Source organism: Paenibacillus sp. Negev47 (genome assembly GCF_058313655.1).
The window spans coordinates 4,557,970-4,576,385 of sequence record NZ_CM177754.1 but is presented as its reverse complement, the minus strand read 5'-3'; the positions used below and the strand labels follow the sequence as shown (position 1 = coordinate 4,576,385).

Genomic DNA, 18,416 nt, shown 5'->3' with positions numbered 1-18,416 from the left:
TATTCGACATTCTATAAACATTCTAAGGGAGAGATGATCAATGGGACACTCAACAATATATCCAACTGGAGCAACGTTATACAATCCGGATAAGGCTTGGGGTGGTTATACCGTCTATCAGGCAGGTGAGGAAGGCGTAGTGTTGATCGATATGAATGGCAAGGAGGTTCACCTGTGGAAAGGGCTGTTAGGGTTTCCGGCCAAAATATTGCCTGGTGGCTACGTGCTGGGCAGCACGGGTCGGAGAGATCCAAAGTTCGGTATTCAGGACAATGTCGATCTGGTCCAAGTGGATTGGGACGGCAATATTGTATGGAAATACAATAGCTACGAACATATCGAAGATCCGGGGTATGAGCCACTATGGTATGCCCGCCAGCATCATGATTATCAGCGTGAGGGTAATCCGGTAGGTTACTATGCACCTGGCCTTGCGCCGAAGACGAAGAGTGGCAAAACGCTTATTCTGGCACACAAAAATGTGAGTAACCCGCAAATTTCAGATAAGCCCTTGCTTGATGATGCCATTATCGAAGTAGATTGGGAGGGGAAGGTACTCTGGGAGTGGCTGCCTAACGAGCACTTTGAAGAATTAGGTTTTGATGAAGCTGCTCGAAATGTCCTGTTCCGTGATCCGAATACACGTTCTTTCGGTCATCTGGGCGGTGGTGTCGGTGACTGGTTACATATTAATTCTGCTTCTTACGTTGGACCCAACCGCTTCTATGAAGATGGAGACGAACGGTTCCACCCCGACAATATTATCTGGGATGCCAGAGAGGCCAACATTATCGCCATTACAGACAGACAGAGCGGAAAGATCGTGTGGAGACTAGGGCCAGACTATACTTCACATGAAGCGAAGCACATCGGCACGATTATCGGGCAGCACCATGCACATATCATTCCCCAAGGTCTCCCGGGAGAAGGGAACTTGCTCGTATTCGACAATGGCGGCTGGGCAGGTTACGGCCTTCCGAATCCGGCTTCCCCATTTGGATTGAAACATGCAATTCGGGATCACTCGCGTGTGCTGGAGATTAACCCGGTCACCCTGGAGATTGTCTGGCAGTATACATCGGCAGAAGCTGGATTTTCCGTCCCAACGGATTCCTATAAATTTTATAGCCCATACATCAGTTCTGCCCAGCGTTTACCTAACGGCAACACCCTGATAACCGAAGGTTCCAATGGCAGATTGTTCGAAGTCACAGCGGAGCATGAGTTGGTCTGGGAGTATGTCTCCCCTTACACCGATGGGCGGAATACCAATATGGTCTATCGCTCGTATCGCGTTCCTTATCAGTGGGTTCCGCAGTTGGAGAAGCCACAGGAAGTTGCCATTGAAGCAATTGATGTCTCCAACTACAGGGTGCCGGGAGCAGCACCTAAAGGTTCTGCATCCATCGTGAGCGTGGAGACAACTCTTCCATTTGTGGAGGGTGCAGCCTGTGTGGCAACGTCGGATGAAGGCAAGTCAGGCGGTTAAGCATCAAGAATCATGACTAGATCGAATGGGGTGTATATTGTGAGAAAACCATCCATAATTACCGGCGTATTGATATTATTTCTGGCTACGGCACTCATTTTATCCGGATGCAGTTCAAATGCAGCAGGATCTGGAGCAAAAGACGCTACCGGCAAAAATGCCGATAATGTAAAAATTCGAATTGCCGATACAAGTACCAACCCAACGTTCAGGGTAGCCATTGCGAAAGGTTTCTTTGAAAAACGGGGCATTGATGCAGAGAGTATTACATTTGGCTCACCGGCTGAAGGTGTAAATGCACTATTTATCAAACAGGTAGATATTGCGTACGGGGCAGACTTCCCTGTATTAAATGCGCTGGCTAAAGGGGAATATTCGGTCATCGCTTCCGCAGGTCAGGCTACGGATGAAGCGGCAGCCGCCTGGAAGCTGTATGCAAGGGAGGATATTCAGAGTGGAGCAGATTTGAAGGGCAAGAAAGTGAGCTTCATTCGAGGCACATTCATTCCGTATCTATGGGATGAGTATTTGAAAGATCAGGGATTAGCCCTGAGTGATGTGACGCAAATTGGTCAGGGGGCTTTTGATGAGTCCTACATCGCACTGAAACAGGGAGACCTTGATGCAACTTGGGTCATAGGTTCCGCGTTAACCGATAAATTCGATGCACTCGAAGGGGTACATCAGCTGACGGATATGTCCCAGACGCCTATACGCCTCGGTATGGGACTGGTATCGAGTAATGAATTCATCCAGGCAAACCCCGAAAAGATAAGTGATTTTCTTGCGGCGCTTGATGAGGCGTCCACGTATGCTCAAGCGCATCCTGAAGAGGTTGCGGATCTGATGTATAAAGAGACCAAACAACCTAAAGATGCCACGTTGAAAGACCTTCCGATCAATCCATGGGACGTTGGATTTACGCAGGCCGCTTATGATAGTTTGGCAGGTCAGAAACAATATATGGTGGACACCGGAATCATTGAACAGGATTTTGATCTCGACACCAAACTCAATCTGACTTCTCTCCAACAGGCTCTGCCGGAAAAAGTGACATACCGTAAATAATTCATATTGAAATGAGAGGTGACCGTTATGTCCTTACCTGCAACTCAGCATACCATTCATATTGAACAGCTTCGAAAAACATATCATGCCCCGACCAATGGGGATGTGCATTATATCATTAAGGATGTCGATCTGGTCATCAAGGGAGGAGAATTCTTTGTCCTGCTTGGACCCAGTGGATGCGGGAAGTCGACGCTGCTGAACATGATCGCGGGTTTTATCTCCAAGTCGGGTGGACAGCTCAGGGTAGACAACAAGGAGATCGACAGGCCGGGTAGGGATCGGGCAATGGTATTCCAGCAGGCGGATTCTTCGCTCTTTCCATGGCTAACGGTGAGGGAGAATGTTGAATTCGGGCTTCGAATGTCCAAGGTGCCTAAGACACAACGACGTGAGATCTCTGATCGTTACATCCAGCTTGTTGGACTGAGTGCTCATGAGGGCAAATTTCCGAAAGAACTTTCGGGTGGCATGAAGCAGCGGGTTCAATTGGCTCGGGTGCTTGCGAATGACTCGGCGATCTTGCTGATGGATGAGCCATTCGGTGCGCTGGACGCGATGACGAGACGAACCATGCAGAAGGAACTGGTGAATATTTGGAAAGAAACACATAAGACTGTTATCTTTGTCACCCACGATATTCAGGAGGCGTTATTGCTTGGTGAGCGCATAGGCATTATGTCCGTAGGTCCATCTTCGAATATAACCGATATTTACCACAACACTTTACCTTACCCTAGGAACATCGCCTCGTCTGAGTTCAACACCCTGTATGACCAAATTCAAGGCCATTTTGAAGAATAACTGAGGTGATATGTAAGATGAAATGGTTGGAGAAAAAATGGGTGTCTATCCCGCTTCTATGGGTAACGGTGATCTTAATCTGGCAGCTTGGTGCCCTCATCTATGGGCCTGATGTAATCCCTGGTCCGTGGCACACGATCCTGGGAGCACGCGAACTGATTGCTGACGGTACGTTGATGCAGTATATCGGAATCAGTTTCACTCGTGTACTGGCGGGCTGGGTACTCGGAAGTATCATTGCTATTCCGGTAGGACTGATTATTGGCAAGGTGCATATCATCCGGCTGTTCGCCGAGCCATTCCTTAACTTTATACGCTTTATCCCGCCGATTGCTTTTATTACCTTATTTCTGGTGTGGTTCGGAATTGGAGAGCAATCCAAGATCGCGCTCATCATGTACGCAACCTTCTTCATTGTTGTGCTGAATACACTGACAGGTGTACTCTCCGTTGAAGAAGACAAAATCCGTTCGGCCCGCAGTATGGGTGCTAATGAACGGCAGATTCTGCTGCATGTGATTGTTCCGGCGACAACCCCGTATATCTTCACGGGTGTGCGACTGGCGATGGGAACTTCTTATATGGCCATAATCGGTGCTGAGATGATTGCCTCGAATGAGGGAGTCGGTTACTTGATCTGGAATTCCAGACTCTTTTTCCGGACGGATTGGATCTTTGTCGGGCTGATTTCCCTCGGTTTTATGGGATTCCTGACGGATCGATTGTTCAACTGGTTTGGTCGTAGAGTACTCTACCGATATGGGGTCATTGGCGGAGCGAAGCGGGTCTGAATGAGAAGATAGGAACACTGGATAACAGACGTTATGCAAAAGGGGATTTATCTTGTTTTAACGTTTTATCAACAACCTGTTTTGGCACTTCTAAACGAGGCCGAAACAGGTTTTTTGCGTGCTGGCCTCAGGAGTTTCGGCATTGACATCAAACCGTGGTATAATTGAGTTTCAAAAATACAATAAACGTCATGTGGGCTTTGTATGCGTCACATGCAGGAGACATTATGGATTGGATTATTGGCGCCGTATGCGCTTCTATGGTGGCAGGTGCTGCCTATGCGAAAAAGTCGCTAACCCTGTCAGGCTGCCTGGCAGCAATTCTGATGGGAACGATATATTACGGAGCGGGTAACCTGTTCTGGTTTGGCACGTTATTGTTGTTTTTCATCACTTCAACGTTGCTCTCTAGGTTTCGTAAAGATCGGAAGCAGGAGCTGGAGAAATCCTATGCCAAGTCAGGAAATCGGGATGCCGGACAAGTGATGGCTAATGGTGGGATGGGTATGTTTCTATGTCTGGGATACTGGATATTTCCTCATCCGGCATGGATATATGCTTTCATTGGCGTTATGGCTACCGTTACATCGGATACATGGGCAACCGAACTCGGGAGTCTCAGTCGCAAGCCGCCGCGCTCTGTTCTCACGTGGAAGGTACTTACTCCAGGTGCCTCAGGAGGCGTTTCACTTCTCGGTACCCTGGCTGCAGCTGTAGGCGGGGCTCTGATTGGTGCGGGAGCATTTTTCTTTTCCTGGATCGCCGGGGTAGAAGGACTTGGTCTGCTTAGTTGGACTTTTGTCGGCCTTGTAGGCGGATTGGCAGGTGCTTTTGCCGATTCCTATCTGGGCGCAACGGTGCAGATGATGTATCGTTGTACCGTGTGCGGTCGTGAAGTTGAGGTGCATGAACATTGCGGGCATCCAACGGTTCGGGCTCGTGGCTGGTCATGGATGAGTAACGACCTGGTGAACGTGCTTAGCTCGGTCATTGGCGGATGTGTGGCAATAGGATTGGGTAACATTTTGGCGTTGTAGGAGGGAGTACATTTGAACACTGTACACGGAGACAAATCGGAGGCTATTTTGGATGCAGCCTATGGTATTTTTGGTTCGAAAGGTTTTTATGAGACCAAAATGTCTGATATTGCAGACGAAGCCGGCATCGCAAAAGGCACCATTTATTTATATTTTAAAAGCAAGGAACAATTATTTGTAGCAGTATCCAAGCGGGACTGTAACAGTTTTATCAGTCGTCTTGAATATGCTTTGAACTCGCATGAGAACACAGGTGATAAACTTGGCGCAATAGCCAAGACCCACCTTACGTATTATTATGAGCGTCGCAATCATACCAAGCTCTTTTTTATGGCACCCAATAATGATCCGGATCTGATGCAATTTATGAAAGAATTCATGAATCAATATATGAGCATGGTGTGCGAGGTGCTGGAGAGTGCAAGTGTGCCTGAGCCGGTCTTATTAGCCAAATCGTACATTGGGATTCTGGATCGTCTGAAGATGGATATTATGCTTAATCCAGAGTTCAACGAAGAGGATCTGAACAAACGAATTGCCTTCTCAGCAGCGTTGTTTCTGGACGGGTGTCGGTCCTTTTTGAAAACGTAAGTGCATGTGTGGGTACGAGTAATATTGAATTCTATTTTACAGAGAAGTGGGTACGCGCAATGAACATAATGACGGTAGAACAAATTGAAAAAAGTTATGGCGAGAAAATATTGTTCAAGGATGCTTCATTTGGTATGGCTGATCAGGACAAGATTGGTGTCGTTGGGGTAAATGGAACCGGGAAATCCACATTTTTGCGTGTGATTTCTGGTATGGAACCTGCAGATGCGGGACAGATCTCCATCGGTAATGATGTACGCATTCAGTTCCTGGCGCAAAATCCGGATTTCAATCCGGATAATACGGTACTGCAACAAGTATTCGAAGGTGACAGCATGGAAATGAAAACCGTGCGTGAATATACGGAAACAATGGAGCTACTGGAGCTCCAGTCATCTGATCCAGCGTTGCAAGAGCGACTATTACGTTTGAATCAGCAAATGGAGCAGCTTCAGCTCTGGCAGATGGAGAGTGAAGCGAAGAGCATTTTGTCCAAATTGGGTATTCGTCAATTCGATGCACTGATGGGCACATTGTCTGGTGGACAACGCAAAAGGGTAGCGCTAGCGGCTGCCCTGATTCATCCTTGTGAACTGCTTATTCTGGATGAGCCGACGAACCATATTGATAATGACTCGGTAGTATGGCTCGAGCAGTACTTGCAGAAGCGCCGCGGCGCACTGCTTATGATTACGCATGATCGGTATTTCCTGGATCGTGTGGCGAATGTCATGCTGGAACTGGACCATGGTCGTTTGTTCCGATATGAAGCCAACTATACACGCTTTCTGGAACTGAAGGCGGAGCGGGAAGAACGGGAAGCTTCTTCCGAACAGAAGCGCAAGAACCTGCTTCGGACGGAGCTTGCATGGATTCGTCGCGGTGCCAAGGCACGGACGACGAAACAAAAAGCGAGAATTGATCGCTTCGAACAACTCAAAGATCAACAAGGAGTCCAGCGTTCGGGCTCTTTGGAGGTATCGGTCGGCTCCACTCGTTTGGGTAAAAAGATACTGGAGATCGAGCATCTTTCCAAATCCGTCGGTGGTCGCAAACTGATCGAAGATCTGAGTTATATTGCCGTACCTGGTGATCGGGTAGGCATTGTCGGACCCAATGGTAGTGGTAAGTCCACGCTGTTACAGATGATATCTGGCAAGTTGGAACCCGATGCTGGAGTGGTTGACGTCGGTCCTACAGTCAATCTGGGCTATTTCACACAGGAACATCAAGAGATGGATGAATCACTTCGTGTGATTGAGTACATCAAGGAAGTGGCCGAGAATGTGAAAACAGCCGATGGCTCTTTAATTACAGCATCCCAAATGCTGGAGCGGTTCCTGTTTACCCCGGCATCCCAGTGGACGCCAATCTCCCGGCTGTCTGGTGGAGAGAAGCGTCGTCTGTATCTGCTGCGTGTTCTGATGGCTGCTCCGAATGTATTGTTGCTGGATGAGCCGACAAATGATCTGGATATCCAGACACTCGCTGTACTTGAAGACTATCTGGATGATTTTCCGGGTGTTGTTTTTGTTGTATCCCATGACCGTTATTTCCTTGATCGGACTGTGGATAAAGTGCTGTCTTTTGAGGGTAACGGTGCTGTACGTGTACACGTTGGCGACTACAGTGAGTATGCGGAATGGATGCTGAAAAATGCACCTGGGACTACCCAAGATAGTGACACGGGCGTAGCGAAGGTGAAACAGTCATCGGAGAAAACGACTCCTGCTGTCTCAGCCGCTAAACCGAAGTTGAAATTCAGCTTCAAAGAGCAACGTGAATACGACCAGATTGATGAAAATATTGAGAAGGCTGAAGCCAATCTCGTCCGGATTAACAAAGAGATGGAAGAGTCATTTAGTGATTCTGCCCGTCTGCAGGAGTTGATGGCAGAGCAAGCTGAGGCTGAGCGCCATCTGGACGAATTGATGGAACGCTGGACCGTTCTGAATGAACTTGCAGAGCAAATTGAGCAGAGCAAGTCTTGATTTATAATTAAAGATCGCCCTTTCTTCCATAGTGACTTTAAGTCGTATTAGGAGGAGAAGGCGATTTTTTTGTCTGAAAACTGGTGCCCAAATGTGAAACGTTCTGCATATTCATTACGTTGTATAAGTAAAGAATTCCATAGAAGGGGGAGAACACCACACTTATGTATAAAGAAATCAATGAACAGTTGGCAGTGCTCAAGGAAAAGGGGAGAATTTACGAGAAATGGACCAAGCGCTTGGAGAAGCTTCAGACGGAGGAAACCGAATGGGAAGCAAAGGTAAAACGTCGTTTGGAGCATCTCCAGAAGGAGCAGAAGGATGTTGATCGACTGAACAGTATGACATTGTCAGCATTTTTCTATCAACTGATTGGCAAGAAGACAGAACGTCTGGAGAAGGAAGAGTTCGAACTAATGGAAAGCAAGGCTGCGTACGACACCGCTTGTCGCATGCTACAAGATGTACAGGAGCAACGAATCCATGTGGAGCAGGAGTTGGAGGGCCAACGGCAATATCATTACTGGCAGAGCGACTATAACGCTTTATGGGGGAAGAAGGAAGGTCGTCTGCTGGACCAGGATGCAGAATTACAGCATATGGCTGAGAATCGGGAGCATCTTGCAAGCGAGCTTCAGGAACTGGATGAGGCTTTCCGGGAGGGAGAGTATCTGGTTGATGCTCTTGAACGTGCGGAGAAGGCTTTGGCTTCGGCAGGCAATTGGGGTGTGTATGACATGATGGGCGGTGGGGCCATCTCCACACATATCAAGCGAGGACGAATGGATGACGCTCAGGTCGCCATTATGGATGCAGGAAAGCGTCTACGACGTTTCCAGAAAGAGTTGGAGGATGTAGAGATGGCAGTACACGCGGATCTGCATCTGGGAGGTCTGCTTTCGTTCGCAGACTATTTCTTCGATAACCTCTTCGTGGACTGGATGGTTCAGGACAAAATTCGCAAAGCTGAACGTCAGGTGAAAGATGGACTGAGCGCGGTGCAAAAGACTATACATGTGTTGAGAAGTGAAATGCGTGACCATCAGGCAGAGTTAGAGATATTGGATCGCAAGTATCATGCATATGTGGAACAAGCAGATTAAGAAATTTGAAGCAAAGGACACTTCCGAACGCACATCGAATTGCTGTGCTTTGGAAGTGTCCTTTGTTGTTATGGAAGACAATGCGTGTCTCCATGATGATTTCGTAGATAACTGATGCTGCTTTACTTGGCTGTAATGTAGGCTGCAAGCAATCTTGCTGTATTCAGAACAGCGTCTTTATGCGTACGCTCCATGGAATGAGATGCATGAACCCCCGGACCGATCAATGCTGCTCGGATATTGTTACCTCCGCGTAATGCTGCACTGCCATCTGAGCCATACTGGGGATAAATGTCGACGACGTAATCCAACCCATTTTGTTTGGCAAGTTCAATGAGACGGCTAGTCATATCATAGTCATACGGGCCAGAAGAGTCTTTGGCACATATGGATATGTCGGTTTCTTTGCAACTGAGATCGTCACCCATGGCTCCCATGTCTACAGCGATCATTTCACTGATTTCCGCAGGGATATACGATGCGCCATGTCCAACTTCTTCATAATTCGAGATGAGCAGAGAGACGTTATGTAATGGTTTCCAGCCTTCGCGATGTGCAGACTCAAGGATACCGAAGAGCGCAGCCACGCTGGCTTTGTCGTCCAGATGACGTGATTTGATATAACCACTCGGCGTGATGACTGCGCGAGCATCGAAGGAGATAAAATCGCCCACAGAGATTCCAAGATTCAACACATCTTCCTTGGAAGAGACGACTTCATCGATTCGAACTTCCATATGGCTCTCGGTCCGTTCAAAGGTGCGTGCATCCGGATAAACGTGTACAGACGGATGAAGGGAGAGAATAGTGCCTGTGTATGTGTTTCCATCCCGAGTATGGATGCTGCAATATTCGTTTTCGATACTTTGCATGGAAAATCCACCGACAGAAGTCAGCTTCAATGTGCCATAGGATGTAATCGAGCGTACCATGGCCCCTAGCGTATCCACGTGAGCGCTTAATGCAATCGTCTTGGACGAATCTTGCCCTGGCAATGTAAGCATTGCACCGCCCTTGTTGTTCAGCTCACAAGCGATGTCCAGTGCTGTTGCTTCCTTGCGGATCATCTCGATAATGTGATGTGTGTAACCACTTGGGCTTGGTGTATCCAACAATTTTTTCAGAAAAGACAGAACGTATGATTCATCAATTGTAAAACTCATTGTGTAATTTCCTCCTTGGATCGTGGGTATGGTGTTAAACAAAATACAGCCTGTCTGGGGGAGAGAATGTGATACTACCATTCCTGACTCGCCAGCAAGCTGTTTCTGATTGGTTACAGTGTTCCCGTAGGATTTCCTTTGCGCTGACTCTGGATCGAATCATTCTCCAATAGGCTGTCAGGTTCATTTGAGTCAAGCGAATCCATCGTTTTGAAAGAATCCAACGTAGATTTGCTTGTCGCGGAACTTTCCAATTCAGATACACGCAATTTCAATTGCTTGTTCTCGCGTTGCAGTCTGTATTGGCGAAAGATGCCATATGAACCTACAATAATGCCACCGATCAGGGTACAACCGAGAATCAGCAAGATCAGCGGGATTTGTACCGTGTTAAATAACAGGTTGACTTGTACGGAATCCACATTAATAACCGCAAAGATTCCCGTGAGCAGTGCAAAAACAAGACCTGCTATGAGTGCCCATTGCATTTTCATGGTGTTGCCTCCTTGTTGAACAATTGAGAACTAGATATGCATTACCCCTATTCGGGTATGTTGCATCTTGCAATGATGATAAAATCCCCTGCCCAAACGGGCAAGGGATGCAGATCACATGGAAAGACAACTTTATTTGGTTAGTTGCTCCATCTGTTCAATCAATTCCTTGAACACACTCATAGCTTCACGAATTGGCTGTGGTGTAGACATATCCACACCGGCTTTTTTCAGGATGTTGATGGAGTAATCACTGCCACCGCTCTTCAGGAAACCAAGATAACGGTCAACAGCCGGTTGGCCTTCTTCCAGGATTTGCTTGGAGAAGCTTGTCGCTGCAGAGAAGCCTGTAGCATATTTGTAAACGTAGAAGCTGTTGTAGAAGTGGGGAATACGAGCCCATTCCATCTCAATATCTTTGTCGACAGCCATGCCTTCTCCGTGATATTTCACGTTCAGATCATAATAGATCTCGGATAACAATTGTGGTGTTAATGCGTCACCTTGTTCTGCACGCTCATGAATAATTTTCTCGAATTCAGCAAACATGGTTTGACGGAATACGGTAGTACGGAATTGATCGGCATAATAGGTCAACAGATACAATTTTTCCTTTGGATCTGTTGATTTGTTAAGCAGATAATCCATCAGCAACGCTTCATTGGTTGTGGATGCAACCTCAGCCAGGAAGATGGTGTACTGTGCATCACGATAAGGAAGTGTTGTATCCGAATAATGTGAATGCAGAGCGTGACCCATTTCATGTGCCAGTGTGAACATACTGTTCAGGTTATCTTTGTGATTCAACAAGACATATGGGTGAGTACCGTAAGCGCCCCAGGCGTATGCACCTGAACGTTTATTTTCGTTCTCATATATATCGATCCAGCGGTTATCATATCCTGTTTGCAATGCGTCCGCATAGTCTTTGCCGAGAGGCTTCAGGCCTTCTTTGACGGTTTGTTTGGCTTCTTCATAAGTAATATCCATTTTGTACTCATCTACGAGTGGAGCGAACAGATCGTACATGTGCAATTGATCCACACCAAGCAACTTTTTGCGGAGGTCCATATAACGATGCAACAACGGAAGGCTCTCGTGAATGGTATCAACCAGATTCGTATACACATCCGTTGGGATGTTATCTCCATAGAGAGACATTTCCATCACGGAAGGATATTTACGAACATTAGCATAGAACATATTTTTGGTTACATTAGCATTCAGTGCAGCCGCAATTGTGTTCTTCTGTTTGGCATAAGTTTCGTATACGGCTTTGAAGGCACGTTCGCGAACTTCACGATTAGGGTTCTCCAGGAACTGAATGTAGCTGCCATGTGTCAGCTCGACTTCGTTCCCGTGTTCATCCTTGATTCGAGGGAACTTGAGATCAGCGTTATTCAGCATGCTAAAGATCGTCTGTGGTGCTTGTGAAAGGTTGCCAACTTGTGCAAGCAGAGCTTCTTCCGTTTGGCTAAGAACATGCGCTTTTTCCCGCTTCATCTCTTCCAGCGTAAATGTATAAGCAGAGAGTTTCTCGTTAGCAATGAATGCGTCCAACTGGTCATCTGGCAGGGAGAGAATCTCCGGTGTAACAAAAGAAAGTGCTTCACCAACCCGTACGCCTAATTTCTGGGCTTTTTGGGACAGGTTTTGATATGTAGGATTAGCTGTGTCTTCATCTTGATGCATACGTGCGTACACAAAGAGGCGTTCTATTTTGAGGCTGATCTCATCTTCGAATTCGAAGCAAGATTTGAGTACATCAGGTTGACCCAGTTTGCCTTGAAATTCGGAGGCCTTCTTGGTCAAAGACGATACTTCTTCATATTCTTGATCCCAGGCTTTCTGATCGACAAATAAATCTTCCAGTTTCCAGCTATGCTCGGCTGGCACCTCGGAACGTTTCAATAATTGACTCATGGAAATCCTCCTTTGATCATCTGATGAATGTATGGACAAAGCTGCCTTCGTCGCGCTCGCCTGTGCGGAGAGGGACGAAGGAATCAGACTAAGTACCAGGATAACAGATAGCGATTTCTGATATTTCAACGGCCTTCCTCCTTACGATACGAATAATCTCGTATAGTATGACCTTAGGCACTTTGAAATATTTGAGAATCAGTGTCCCTTGTGATTACGCTCCCATGTTATACAGGAAATAAACGATCAGGAAAAAGGCGAAACAAATGAGCAGGGTGGCAATAAGGGCCATTCCCCGTCTCAATCGATCCGGGATGGAATTGCGCCCCAGAATAAGCACAATTCCAAGGGAGAAGGCAAGGATGATAAAGATGACGACATTGCTTGAGTCAAGCTGCATGGGTTAGACCCCTTTGAAGGCAGCCATCAATTGTCGCCATTCTTCCTCACGGTTCTCAAAATCTGCTTTTGGGAAACGGCGTTCAGCCCAGTGCATTAATGCAGGACGGCTAAGGAAAGTATGGCATTCTTCGCCCCACTCTTCCGAAATTTCTCGCAGTACGAGATATTTGCCTTGAACTTCTACGGTCATCATATTCCACTTGTCTGTTTTGTATATTTCATGTTTTTTTATCATAGGTAGTCTCCAAACTAACGGTTTTGGTAAAATGATACCGTACCCTACGATTCAAAGCAAATTTTTTCGACATTTATGGAAAGATAAATTGCAAAATGGAAGCCCATACAGTATAATAAGGGTATTCGCCATAGATGGCGATATTTTTAGGAGGTTTTTCATTTGAAAGGTACAGTTAAATGGTTTAACGCAGAAAAAGGCTATGGCTTTATTTCAGTTGAAGGCGGCGAGGACGTATTCGTACATTTCTCCGCAATTCAAGGAGACGGCTTCAAAACATTGGAAGAAGGTCAAGCGGTAGAATTCGAAATCACTGATGGAAACCGTGGTCCTCAAGCAGCTAACGTAAACAAACTGTAAGAATTGTTCCGGTCAACGGATTTCTTATACATGATAAATTTATAGCTGAATACAAGAACCCAAGCACAGTCCCCTTCAAAGGTGGCTGTGCTTTTTTGATTCTTATATTTCCCGGTGTAATATCGGGGACCATAACTTCAAACCGAAACCGATCAGGGCAGCCAGGGAAAAAGCCATCGCGGTGAGATAGAAGGTTTGTCTGCCTGCATGTTCCAGAAGCAGTCCGCCCAACGTTCCACTAAGCAGCCCTGAAGCACTGGACCACACGATGGTGAATAAAGCCATACCAGTAGCTCTGTAACTGTCTGGAACAAGTCGAATGATATAGCGGACCGCCGTAACGTAGAAAATACCGAAGGTAACGCTATGCATCGTCTGAATTGCAACGACTGCTGCAGGTGTATCGGATATGGACATGAGAAGCAAACGAACCGTATACATCAGTGCAGCAAAAGCAATTAGAGGCAGTTCTTTATAACGGTTTCCATACTTGCTAAGCAGCAGGAATATGGGAATTTCACTTACAGAAGAAATCAGCAAAGACCAGCCAATCAGCCCCTCACTGGCACCCAGCTCTTTCAGCGTGATGGTAAGAAACGCTTCGTTCATCCGATGTCCCATGGCAAGCAAAAATACACAACCAAAAAAGGTGAGTACATCTCTGCGTTTCAAAATAGCCCATAGCCCCGATAGATCCATTTTGCTACTACTCCCCGAAGGCTGATCTTTTAATTGAAAACTGATCAATAATGTAGTGGCAGCAAGACCGACGCAAAGCCAGATCGTCCATCCTGGACCAAAAGATCCGAGGAAATACCCGATACTTAAAGCGAAGAAGGCATACCCGATCGATCCGAAGACTCGAATGGAAGTGAAGTTTCGGCCGTACTTGCTGGCCGTTGTAATGGCCATCGTATCAGAGAGCGGATAGACCGGATAATAGAAAAAGTAAAACAGGGTCACGAGTACAAATACCTGACCGAAAGTCGTTGCATTGGCGAGCATGATACCTGTGATCAATTGACCACCAAGCAGAATGATCATCACTTTGCGTACCGTCTGGTAGCGGTCGCTGGCCATGCTCCAGAACATATTGGAGAACACGGAGATGAGGGGGCCGATCCCGTAAAGGTAACCGATCTCCGCCCGGCTAAAGCCCAGATGACTAAAGTAAAGTTGGAAGTAGGATACCACCAGAACGGTGGAACCGAAGATGGTGAACATGAGAGCCCGCAGCCAGTTCTGATCCGGGCGGGCGTTGTTACTTAATTTCATGATGAGATACTCCAATCTTGATAACGTTCAGTGAATTTATTACCCTTTCAGGGATGGTGATTTACCGGCTTTCGGCACGGACATCGTAGGTTCTTGCTGCGTGCGCCGGATGACGAGCCAGACTATGATAAGTTCGGCAAGCAGGCCAAGGGATTGGGCTACAGCTCCGATCATGCCGTTCCACGCAGGGAAAATACTAACAAGTATAAGCAGCACGATTACCGTGCAGATTGCATTCGCGGTTTGCGAACGAAACATCGTTTTCGTCTGACCACGAAGCAAAATGATACCATTGCTAAAATCCAGAAAAGGGAAGATCAGCGGAAATAAGACGAACGCACGCAGTGTCCATAAACTTTGTTCCAACAGTTCGCCCTGAACGCTCATGACATTCTCGAATACCCATGGTCCCAAGGGTGTATAGGCAATCGACACCGTCATTGCAAACGGAATAAATCCGGTGACAAGCGCAAATTTTCGTACCAGTTTGGCGTCCACAAGGTAAAAATTAAGCACGATCTGATGGATGTATGTAAAGAAGCTTAGCATCAACTGCATCAGACTGCTTGCTATGGCAAAGGAAGAAATGGCTAGTGCGATCCCGGTCGTTTTGCCAAGTACGATGTTAATGACCGGTCCTATAAACAGCGCTACAAAGCTGGAGAGCAGCAGCGGCTTATAAAAGCGAAATACGTCTCCCTTGCTCTCGACGGGATGATGTTCAAGTTTGGCTGGCATCTTGCGCTTGATGCTATTTCCTTCCAAAAAGCTGACCAGCGCTTCAATCATCATGCCCGCAGCAAAAATGATAGCGCCTACACGTCCACTGTCAATGCTGTCTGTATATATGAAATACAGGGATAGTCCATACATGCCGGCTAAACGGAATACCATACCGATGGTTAACCACTTGGTTCGGTTATTCGTAATGATGATTCCCTGATAGATGTTGCGGATCACTGAAAATATACTCACATACATGAGAATTTCATATACGTCGATGACTTTGTTCAGCAGATCTGGACTTACACCAAACAGGTATTTGAATACCCCGGTACCCACGGGAGAATAAACGATGAGAAAACCGATGAGAAGCACACAGGCAAGAAATATTTTGGTCACAAACGTGAGGGCCTGAAAAGAAAGGCGATCGCGAACCAGTGCGGAACAGGTTTGCCGCAGCAGGGTGGAGGGGCGTTCCGTCAGGGTCAGCAAGCTACCGGCGATGGCATAGCTGGCGATGACCGTCTCGGGATGAGCGGAACGTGCTAACGTGCTGTTTATGATGACGTGAGAGATGGTGACGAGAGAGGCGGAAATGCCAAGTGGCACAAAAAAAGAAAATAACCGTCTCCACGAAAGTGATTCACTTGACGACATGTCAACGACTCCTTTAATGGATGAAATACGCCTAGTATATCACAAAGCTTTGGCTGCGGATGCGATTTTTTGTGCGGAATATGCGGTAGATCATTTGTACAATTAAGGGGATCATATTATAATAGGAATGGTTAAAAATCGCTCTAATACGTATTCAACCAAGTGGAGGCACATTTATTTTGAGCCAATCAAATCGAAAACGTCATCAATATCCGCGTGGACCGCTGGCATTGATGAGAGGGGTGTACAAATACACCATTCCGGAAACACGGAAGGCACTGAGTGGATGGCGTGCACAAGCTGAGGTGATTCCGAATGAGGAATTGCGTACGCAAGCACTTGCCAGTCTGAGGGATAAGCAGTTTCACTGTGAAGGTGGAACCGTCTACGCTTTAGCTGATTTGCCCAACAGGCACATTCTGATTCCTCTGATCGTTTCATATCAAACTATTAGTGATTATTTGGACAATCTGTGTGACCGCAGCACCTCGATGGACCCGAATGACTTTCGTCTTCTCCATCAATCTATGCTTGATGCGGTAGATCCCGAAGCAACTCCCGTCAACTATTATGCCCTCCGTGAGGAGCAGGATGACGGTGGATATCTGCGGAATCTGGTGACCACATGTCAGGAACTGACCCGTCAGTTGCCAGGCTATGCGTCCGCCAAGCCCCAAATTCAGGATCTGGCAGGCCTATACACGGACCTGCAGGTATATAAGCATATCAAGCCGGAACTGAGAGAAACGGCACTGCTCGAATGGTGGTCGGAGCATCGTCATCGCACACCTCAGTTTCGTTGGAACGAATTTGCTGCTGCAACTGGCTCTACACTGGGCGTTTTCATGCTGTTTCTGGCTGCGAGTGACGATCAGTTGACTGAAGAGCAAGCGGCCTCGATCCACACGGCCTATTTCCCACATGTATGCGCATTGCACATTATGCTCGATTATTTAATTGATCAGGATGAGGACCGCATCGGGGGAGATCTCAACTTCTGCAACTATTATGAGAATGTAGAGACAATGCTGGACCGAATTGCTTTTATTGTGGAAATGGCACGCAGTGATGTGCAGAAGATCCCGGGAAGCTCCTTTCACCGGATGATCATCGAAGGACTGATTGCCATTTACCTGTCTGATCCCAAAGTCAGCGAACAGCAGGAAGTTCGCGTAGTGTCCAAACGTCTGATGAAGAATAGTCCGATGACTAGAATATTTTTCTTCATTTTCAGCCGCTGGGTAAGGAAGACTATGTAAGTCAGGTGTATTGTTGCGGAGCCTGAAGTGAAACTAGAGGAGGAAGAAACATCATGACAGCAGTAAAGAAAATCGCAGTATTAACGAGCGGTGGTGATTCACAGGGGATGAACGCGGCTGTTCGTTCGGTTGTTCGCAGTGGACTGTTCCACGGTCTCGAAGTATACGGAGTCCAACGTGGATACCAGGGTCTTTTGAATAATGATATTTTCCCAATGGATTTGCGCAGTGTAGGGGATATTATCCAACGTGGGGGAACGGTTCTTCAATCGGCACGATGCAAGGAGTTCTACACCGCTGAAGGTCAGCAAAAAGGTGCGGACATTCTGCGTGCGCGTGGCATTGACGGTCTGGTTGTTATCGGTGGGGATGGTTCCTACAACGGAGCGAACAAACTGAGCAAGCTCGGCATTAATACCATGGGTCTGCCAGGAACGATTGATAACGACGTTTCGTTCACCGATTACACCATCGGATTCGATACAGCTGTAAGTGTAGTGGTGGATGCGGTGAACAAATTGCGTGATACGATGTCTTCACACGAACGTTCTTCCATCGTTGAAGTTATGGGTCGCCACTGTGGGGATATCGCCCTGCATGCCGGACTTGCTTCAGGTGCTGAAACGATTCTTGTGCCGGAAGTTCCGTTTGACATGGACGAAGTGGCAGACCGTATGAAAGCTAACTTTGCACACGGCAAACGTCACAGTATTATCATCGTTGCTGAAGGCGTGGGCAAGGGTGAGGATGTAGCAAAAGAACTGATGGAACGTTGCCCGACGTATGAGCCGCGTGTAACCGTTCTGGGTCACATTCAGCGTGGGGGTACGCCTACACCTTTCGACCGTAACCTGGCAAGTCGTCTGGGCGACTTTGCTGTTCGTAGCCTGATTGCAGGCGAAACAGACAAAGGTTGTGGCATTATCAAGGGTGAACTTACCCTGACGGATATTGATAAAGTGGTTAACACGAAAAAAGATTTCGATATGGAAACGTACGAGCTTGCACAACGTTTGTCCCAATAATTCCATTCATAAACAAAGAGCACAAT

At 47.0% G+C, this 18,416-nt stretch carries 18 protein-coding genes; 11 read left to right on the top strand and 7 right to left on the bottom strand.

Annotated elements, in window-relative coordinates; all coding sequences use genetic code 11:
* The first annotated feature begins 40 nt into the window (after positions 1 to 40).
* The 8 genes from AC4G47_RS20465 (at position 41) to AC4G47_RS20430 (ending at position 8,874) form a co-directional block, all read left to right on the top strand.
* Complete coding sequence (locus AC4G47_RS20465) at positions 41 to 1,489, top strand: aryl-sulfate sulfotransferase (RefSeq protein WP_491102369.1); 1,449 nt, start codon at positions 41 to 43, stop codon at positions 1,487 to 1,489.
* 39 nt (positions 1,490 to 1,528) lie between these two features.
* Positions 1,529 to 2,557: an ABC transporter substrate-binding protein gene (locus tag AC4G47_RS20460; RefSeq protein WP_491102368.1), complete on the top strand. Its 1,029-nt coding sequence runs from the start codon at positions 1,529 to 1,531 to the stop codon at positions 2,555 to 2,557.
* Between the two features lie 27 nt (positions 2,558 to 2,584).
* On the top strand, positions 2,585 to 3,361 hold the full coding sequence (locus tag AC4G47_RS20455; protein WP_491102367.1) for an ABC transporter ATP-binding protein: 777 nt from the start codon (positions 2,585 to 2,587) through the stop codon (positions 3,359 to 3,361).
* A gap of 17 nt (positions 3,362 to 3,378) precedes the next feature.
* Positions 3,379 to 4,152, top strand: coding sequence for an ABC transporter permease (locus AC4G47_RS20450; protein WP_145319349.1), 774 nt, complete (start codon positions 3,379 to 3,381; stop codon positions 4,150 to 4,152).
* A gap of 227 nt (positions 4,153 to 4,379) precedes the next feature.
* Complete coding sequence (locus AC4G47_RS20445; RefSeq protein WP_458126225.1) at positions 4,380 to 5,189, top strand: DUF92 domain-containing protein; 810 nt, start codon at positions 4,380 to 4,382, stop codon at positions 5,187 to 5,189.
* Positions 5,190 to 5,201: 12 nt separating this feature from the next.
* A complete protein-coding gene (locus tag AC4G47_RS20440) occupies positions 5,202 to 5,780 on the top strand; it encodes a TetR/AcrR family transcriptional regulator (protein WP_221823344.1) in 579 nt (192 codons plus the stop codon).
* Positions 5,781 to 5,839: 59 nt separating this feature from the next.
* On the top strand, positions 5,840 to 7,771 hold the full coding sequence (locus AC4G47_RS20435) for an ABC-F family ATP-binding cassette domain-containing protein (RefSeq protein ID WP_491102366.1): 1,932 nt from the start codon (positions 5,840 to 5,842) through the stop codon (positions 7,769 to 7,771).
* Positions 7,772 to 7,935: 164 nt separating this feature from the next.
* The gene (locus AC4G47_RS20430; protein WP_491102365.1) at positions 7,936 to 8,874 is read left to right on the top strand and encodes a hypothetical protein; all 939 of its coding nucleotides are present in this window, start codon (positions 7,936 to 7,938) and stop codon (positions 8,872 to 8,874) included.
* 122 nt (positions 8,875 to 8,996) lie between these two features.
* Here AC4G47_RS20430 and AC4G47_RS20425 read toward each other — a convergent pair whose 3' ends face one another.
* The 5 genes from AC4G47_RS20425 to AC4G47_RS20405 all read right to left on the bottom strand — a co-directional run bounded on the left by AC4G47_RS20425 (position 8,997) and on the right by AC4G47_RS20405 (position 13,091).
* The gene (locus AC4G47_RS20425; protein ID WP_491102364.1) at positions 8,997 to 10,037 is read right to left on the bottom strand and encodes a M42 family metallopeptidase; all 1,041 of its coding nucleotides are present in this window, start codon (positions 10,035 to 10,037) and stop codon (positions 8,997 to 8,999) included.
* A 113-nt stretch (positions 10,038 to 10,150) separates the two neighbouring features.
* Positions 10,151 to 10,531: a LapA family protein gene (locus tag AC4G47_RS20420; RefSeq protein WP_458126229.1), complete on the bottom strand. Its 381-nt coding sequence runs from the start codon at positions 10,529 to 10,531 to the stop codon at positions 10,151 to 10,153.
* 132 nt (positions 10,532 to 10,663) lie between these two features.
* Entirely contained in the window at positions 10,664 to 12,454 is a 1,791-nt protein-coding gene (gene pepF, locus AC4G47_RS20415) for an oligoendopeptidase F (RefSeq protein WP_458126230.1), read from the bottom strand.
* 214 nt (positions 12,455 to 12,668) lie between these two features.
* A complete protein-coding gene (locus AC4G47_RS20410) occupies positions 12,669 to 12,854 on the bottom strand; it encodes a hypothetical protein (RefSeq protein WP_036609669.1) in 186 nt (61 codons plus the stop codon).
* A gap of 3 nt (positions 12,855 to 12,857) precedes the next feature.
* Positions 12,858 to 13,091 (bottom strand): hypothetical protein, encoded by a 234-nt coding sequence (locus AC4G47_RS20405; RefSeq protein ID WP_458126231.1) that lies wholly within the window; start codon positions 13,089 to 13,091, stop codon positions 12,858 to 12,860.
* A gap of 162 nt (positions 13,092 to 13,253) precedes the next feature.
* On the opposite strand from AC4G47_RS20405, the gene AC4G47_RS20400 reads away from it, so the two are divergent.
* Positions 13,254 to 13,451 carry a cold shock domain-containing protein gene (locus AC4G47_RS20400; RefSeq protein ID WP_017689394.1) on the top strand — a complete coding sequence of 66 codons (198 nt, stop codon included), beginning with the start codon at positions 13,254 to 13,256 and terminating at the stop codon, positions 13,449 to 13,451.
* A gap of 102 nt (positions 13,452 to 13,553) precedes the next feature.
* Here the strand turns inward: AC4G47_RS20400 and AC4G47_RS20395 are convergent, their stop codons facing one another.
* Both AC4G47_RS20395 and AC4G47_RS20390 read right to left on the bottom strand, forming a co-directional pair.
* Positions 13,554 to 14,726 carry an MFS transporter gene (locus AC4G47_RS20395; protein WP_458126232.1) on the bottom strand — a complete coding sequence of 391 codons (1,173 nt, stop codon included), beginning with the start codon at positions 14,724 to 14,726 and terminating at the stop codon, positions 13,554 to 13,556.
* Positions 14,727 to 14,765: 39 nt separating this feature from the next.
* Positions 14,766 to 16,106, bottom strand: coding sequence for a polysaccharide biosynthesis protein (locus AC4G47_RS20390; RefSeq protein WP_458126233.1), 1,341 nt, complete (start codon positions 16,104 to 16,106; stop codon positions 14,766 to 14,768).
* Between the two features lie 179 nt (positions 16,107 to 16,285).
* On the opposite strand from AC4G47_RS20390, the gene AC4G47_RS20385 reads away from it, so the two are divergent.
* Together AC4G47_RS20385 and pfkA are read left to right on the top strand one after the other, a co-directional pair.
* Complete coding sequence (locus AC4G47_RS20385; RefSeq protein WP_458126234.1) at positions 16,286 to 17,365, top strand: tetraprenyl-beta-curcumene synthase family protein; 1,080 nt, start codon at positions 16,286 to 16,288, stop codon at positions 17,363 to 17,365.
* Between the two features lie 53 nt (positions 17,366 to 17,418).
* Complete coding sequence (gene pfkA, locus AC4G47_RS20380; protein WP_491102363.1) at positions 17,419 to 18,390, top strand: 6-phosphofructokinase; 972 nt, start codon at positions 17,419 to 17,421, stop codon at positions 18,388 to 18,390.
* The last annotated feature ends 26 nt before the right edge of the window (positions 18,391 to 18,416 follow it).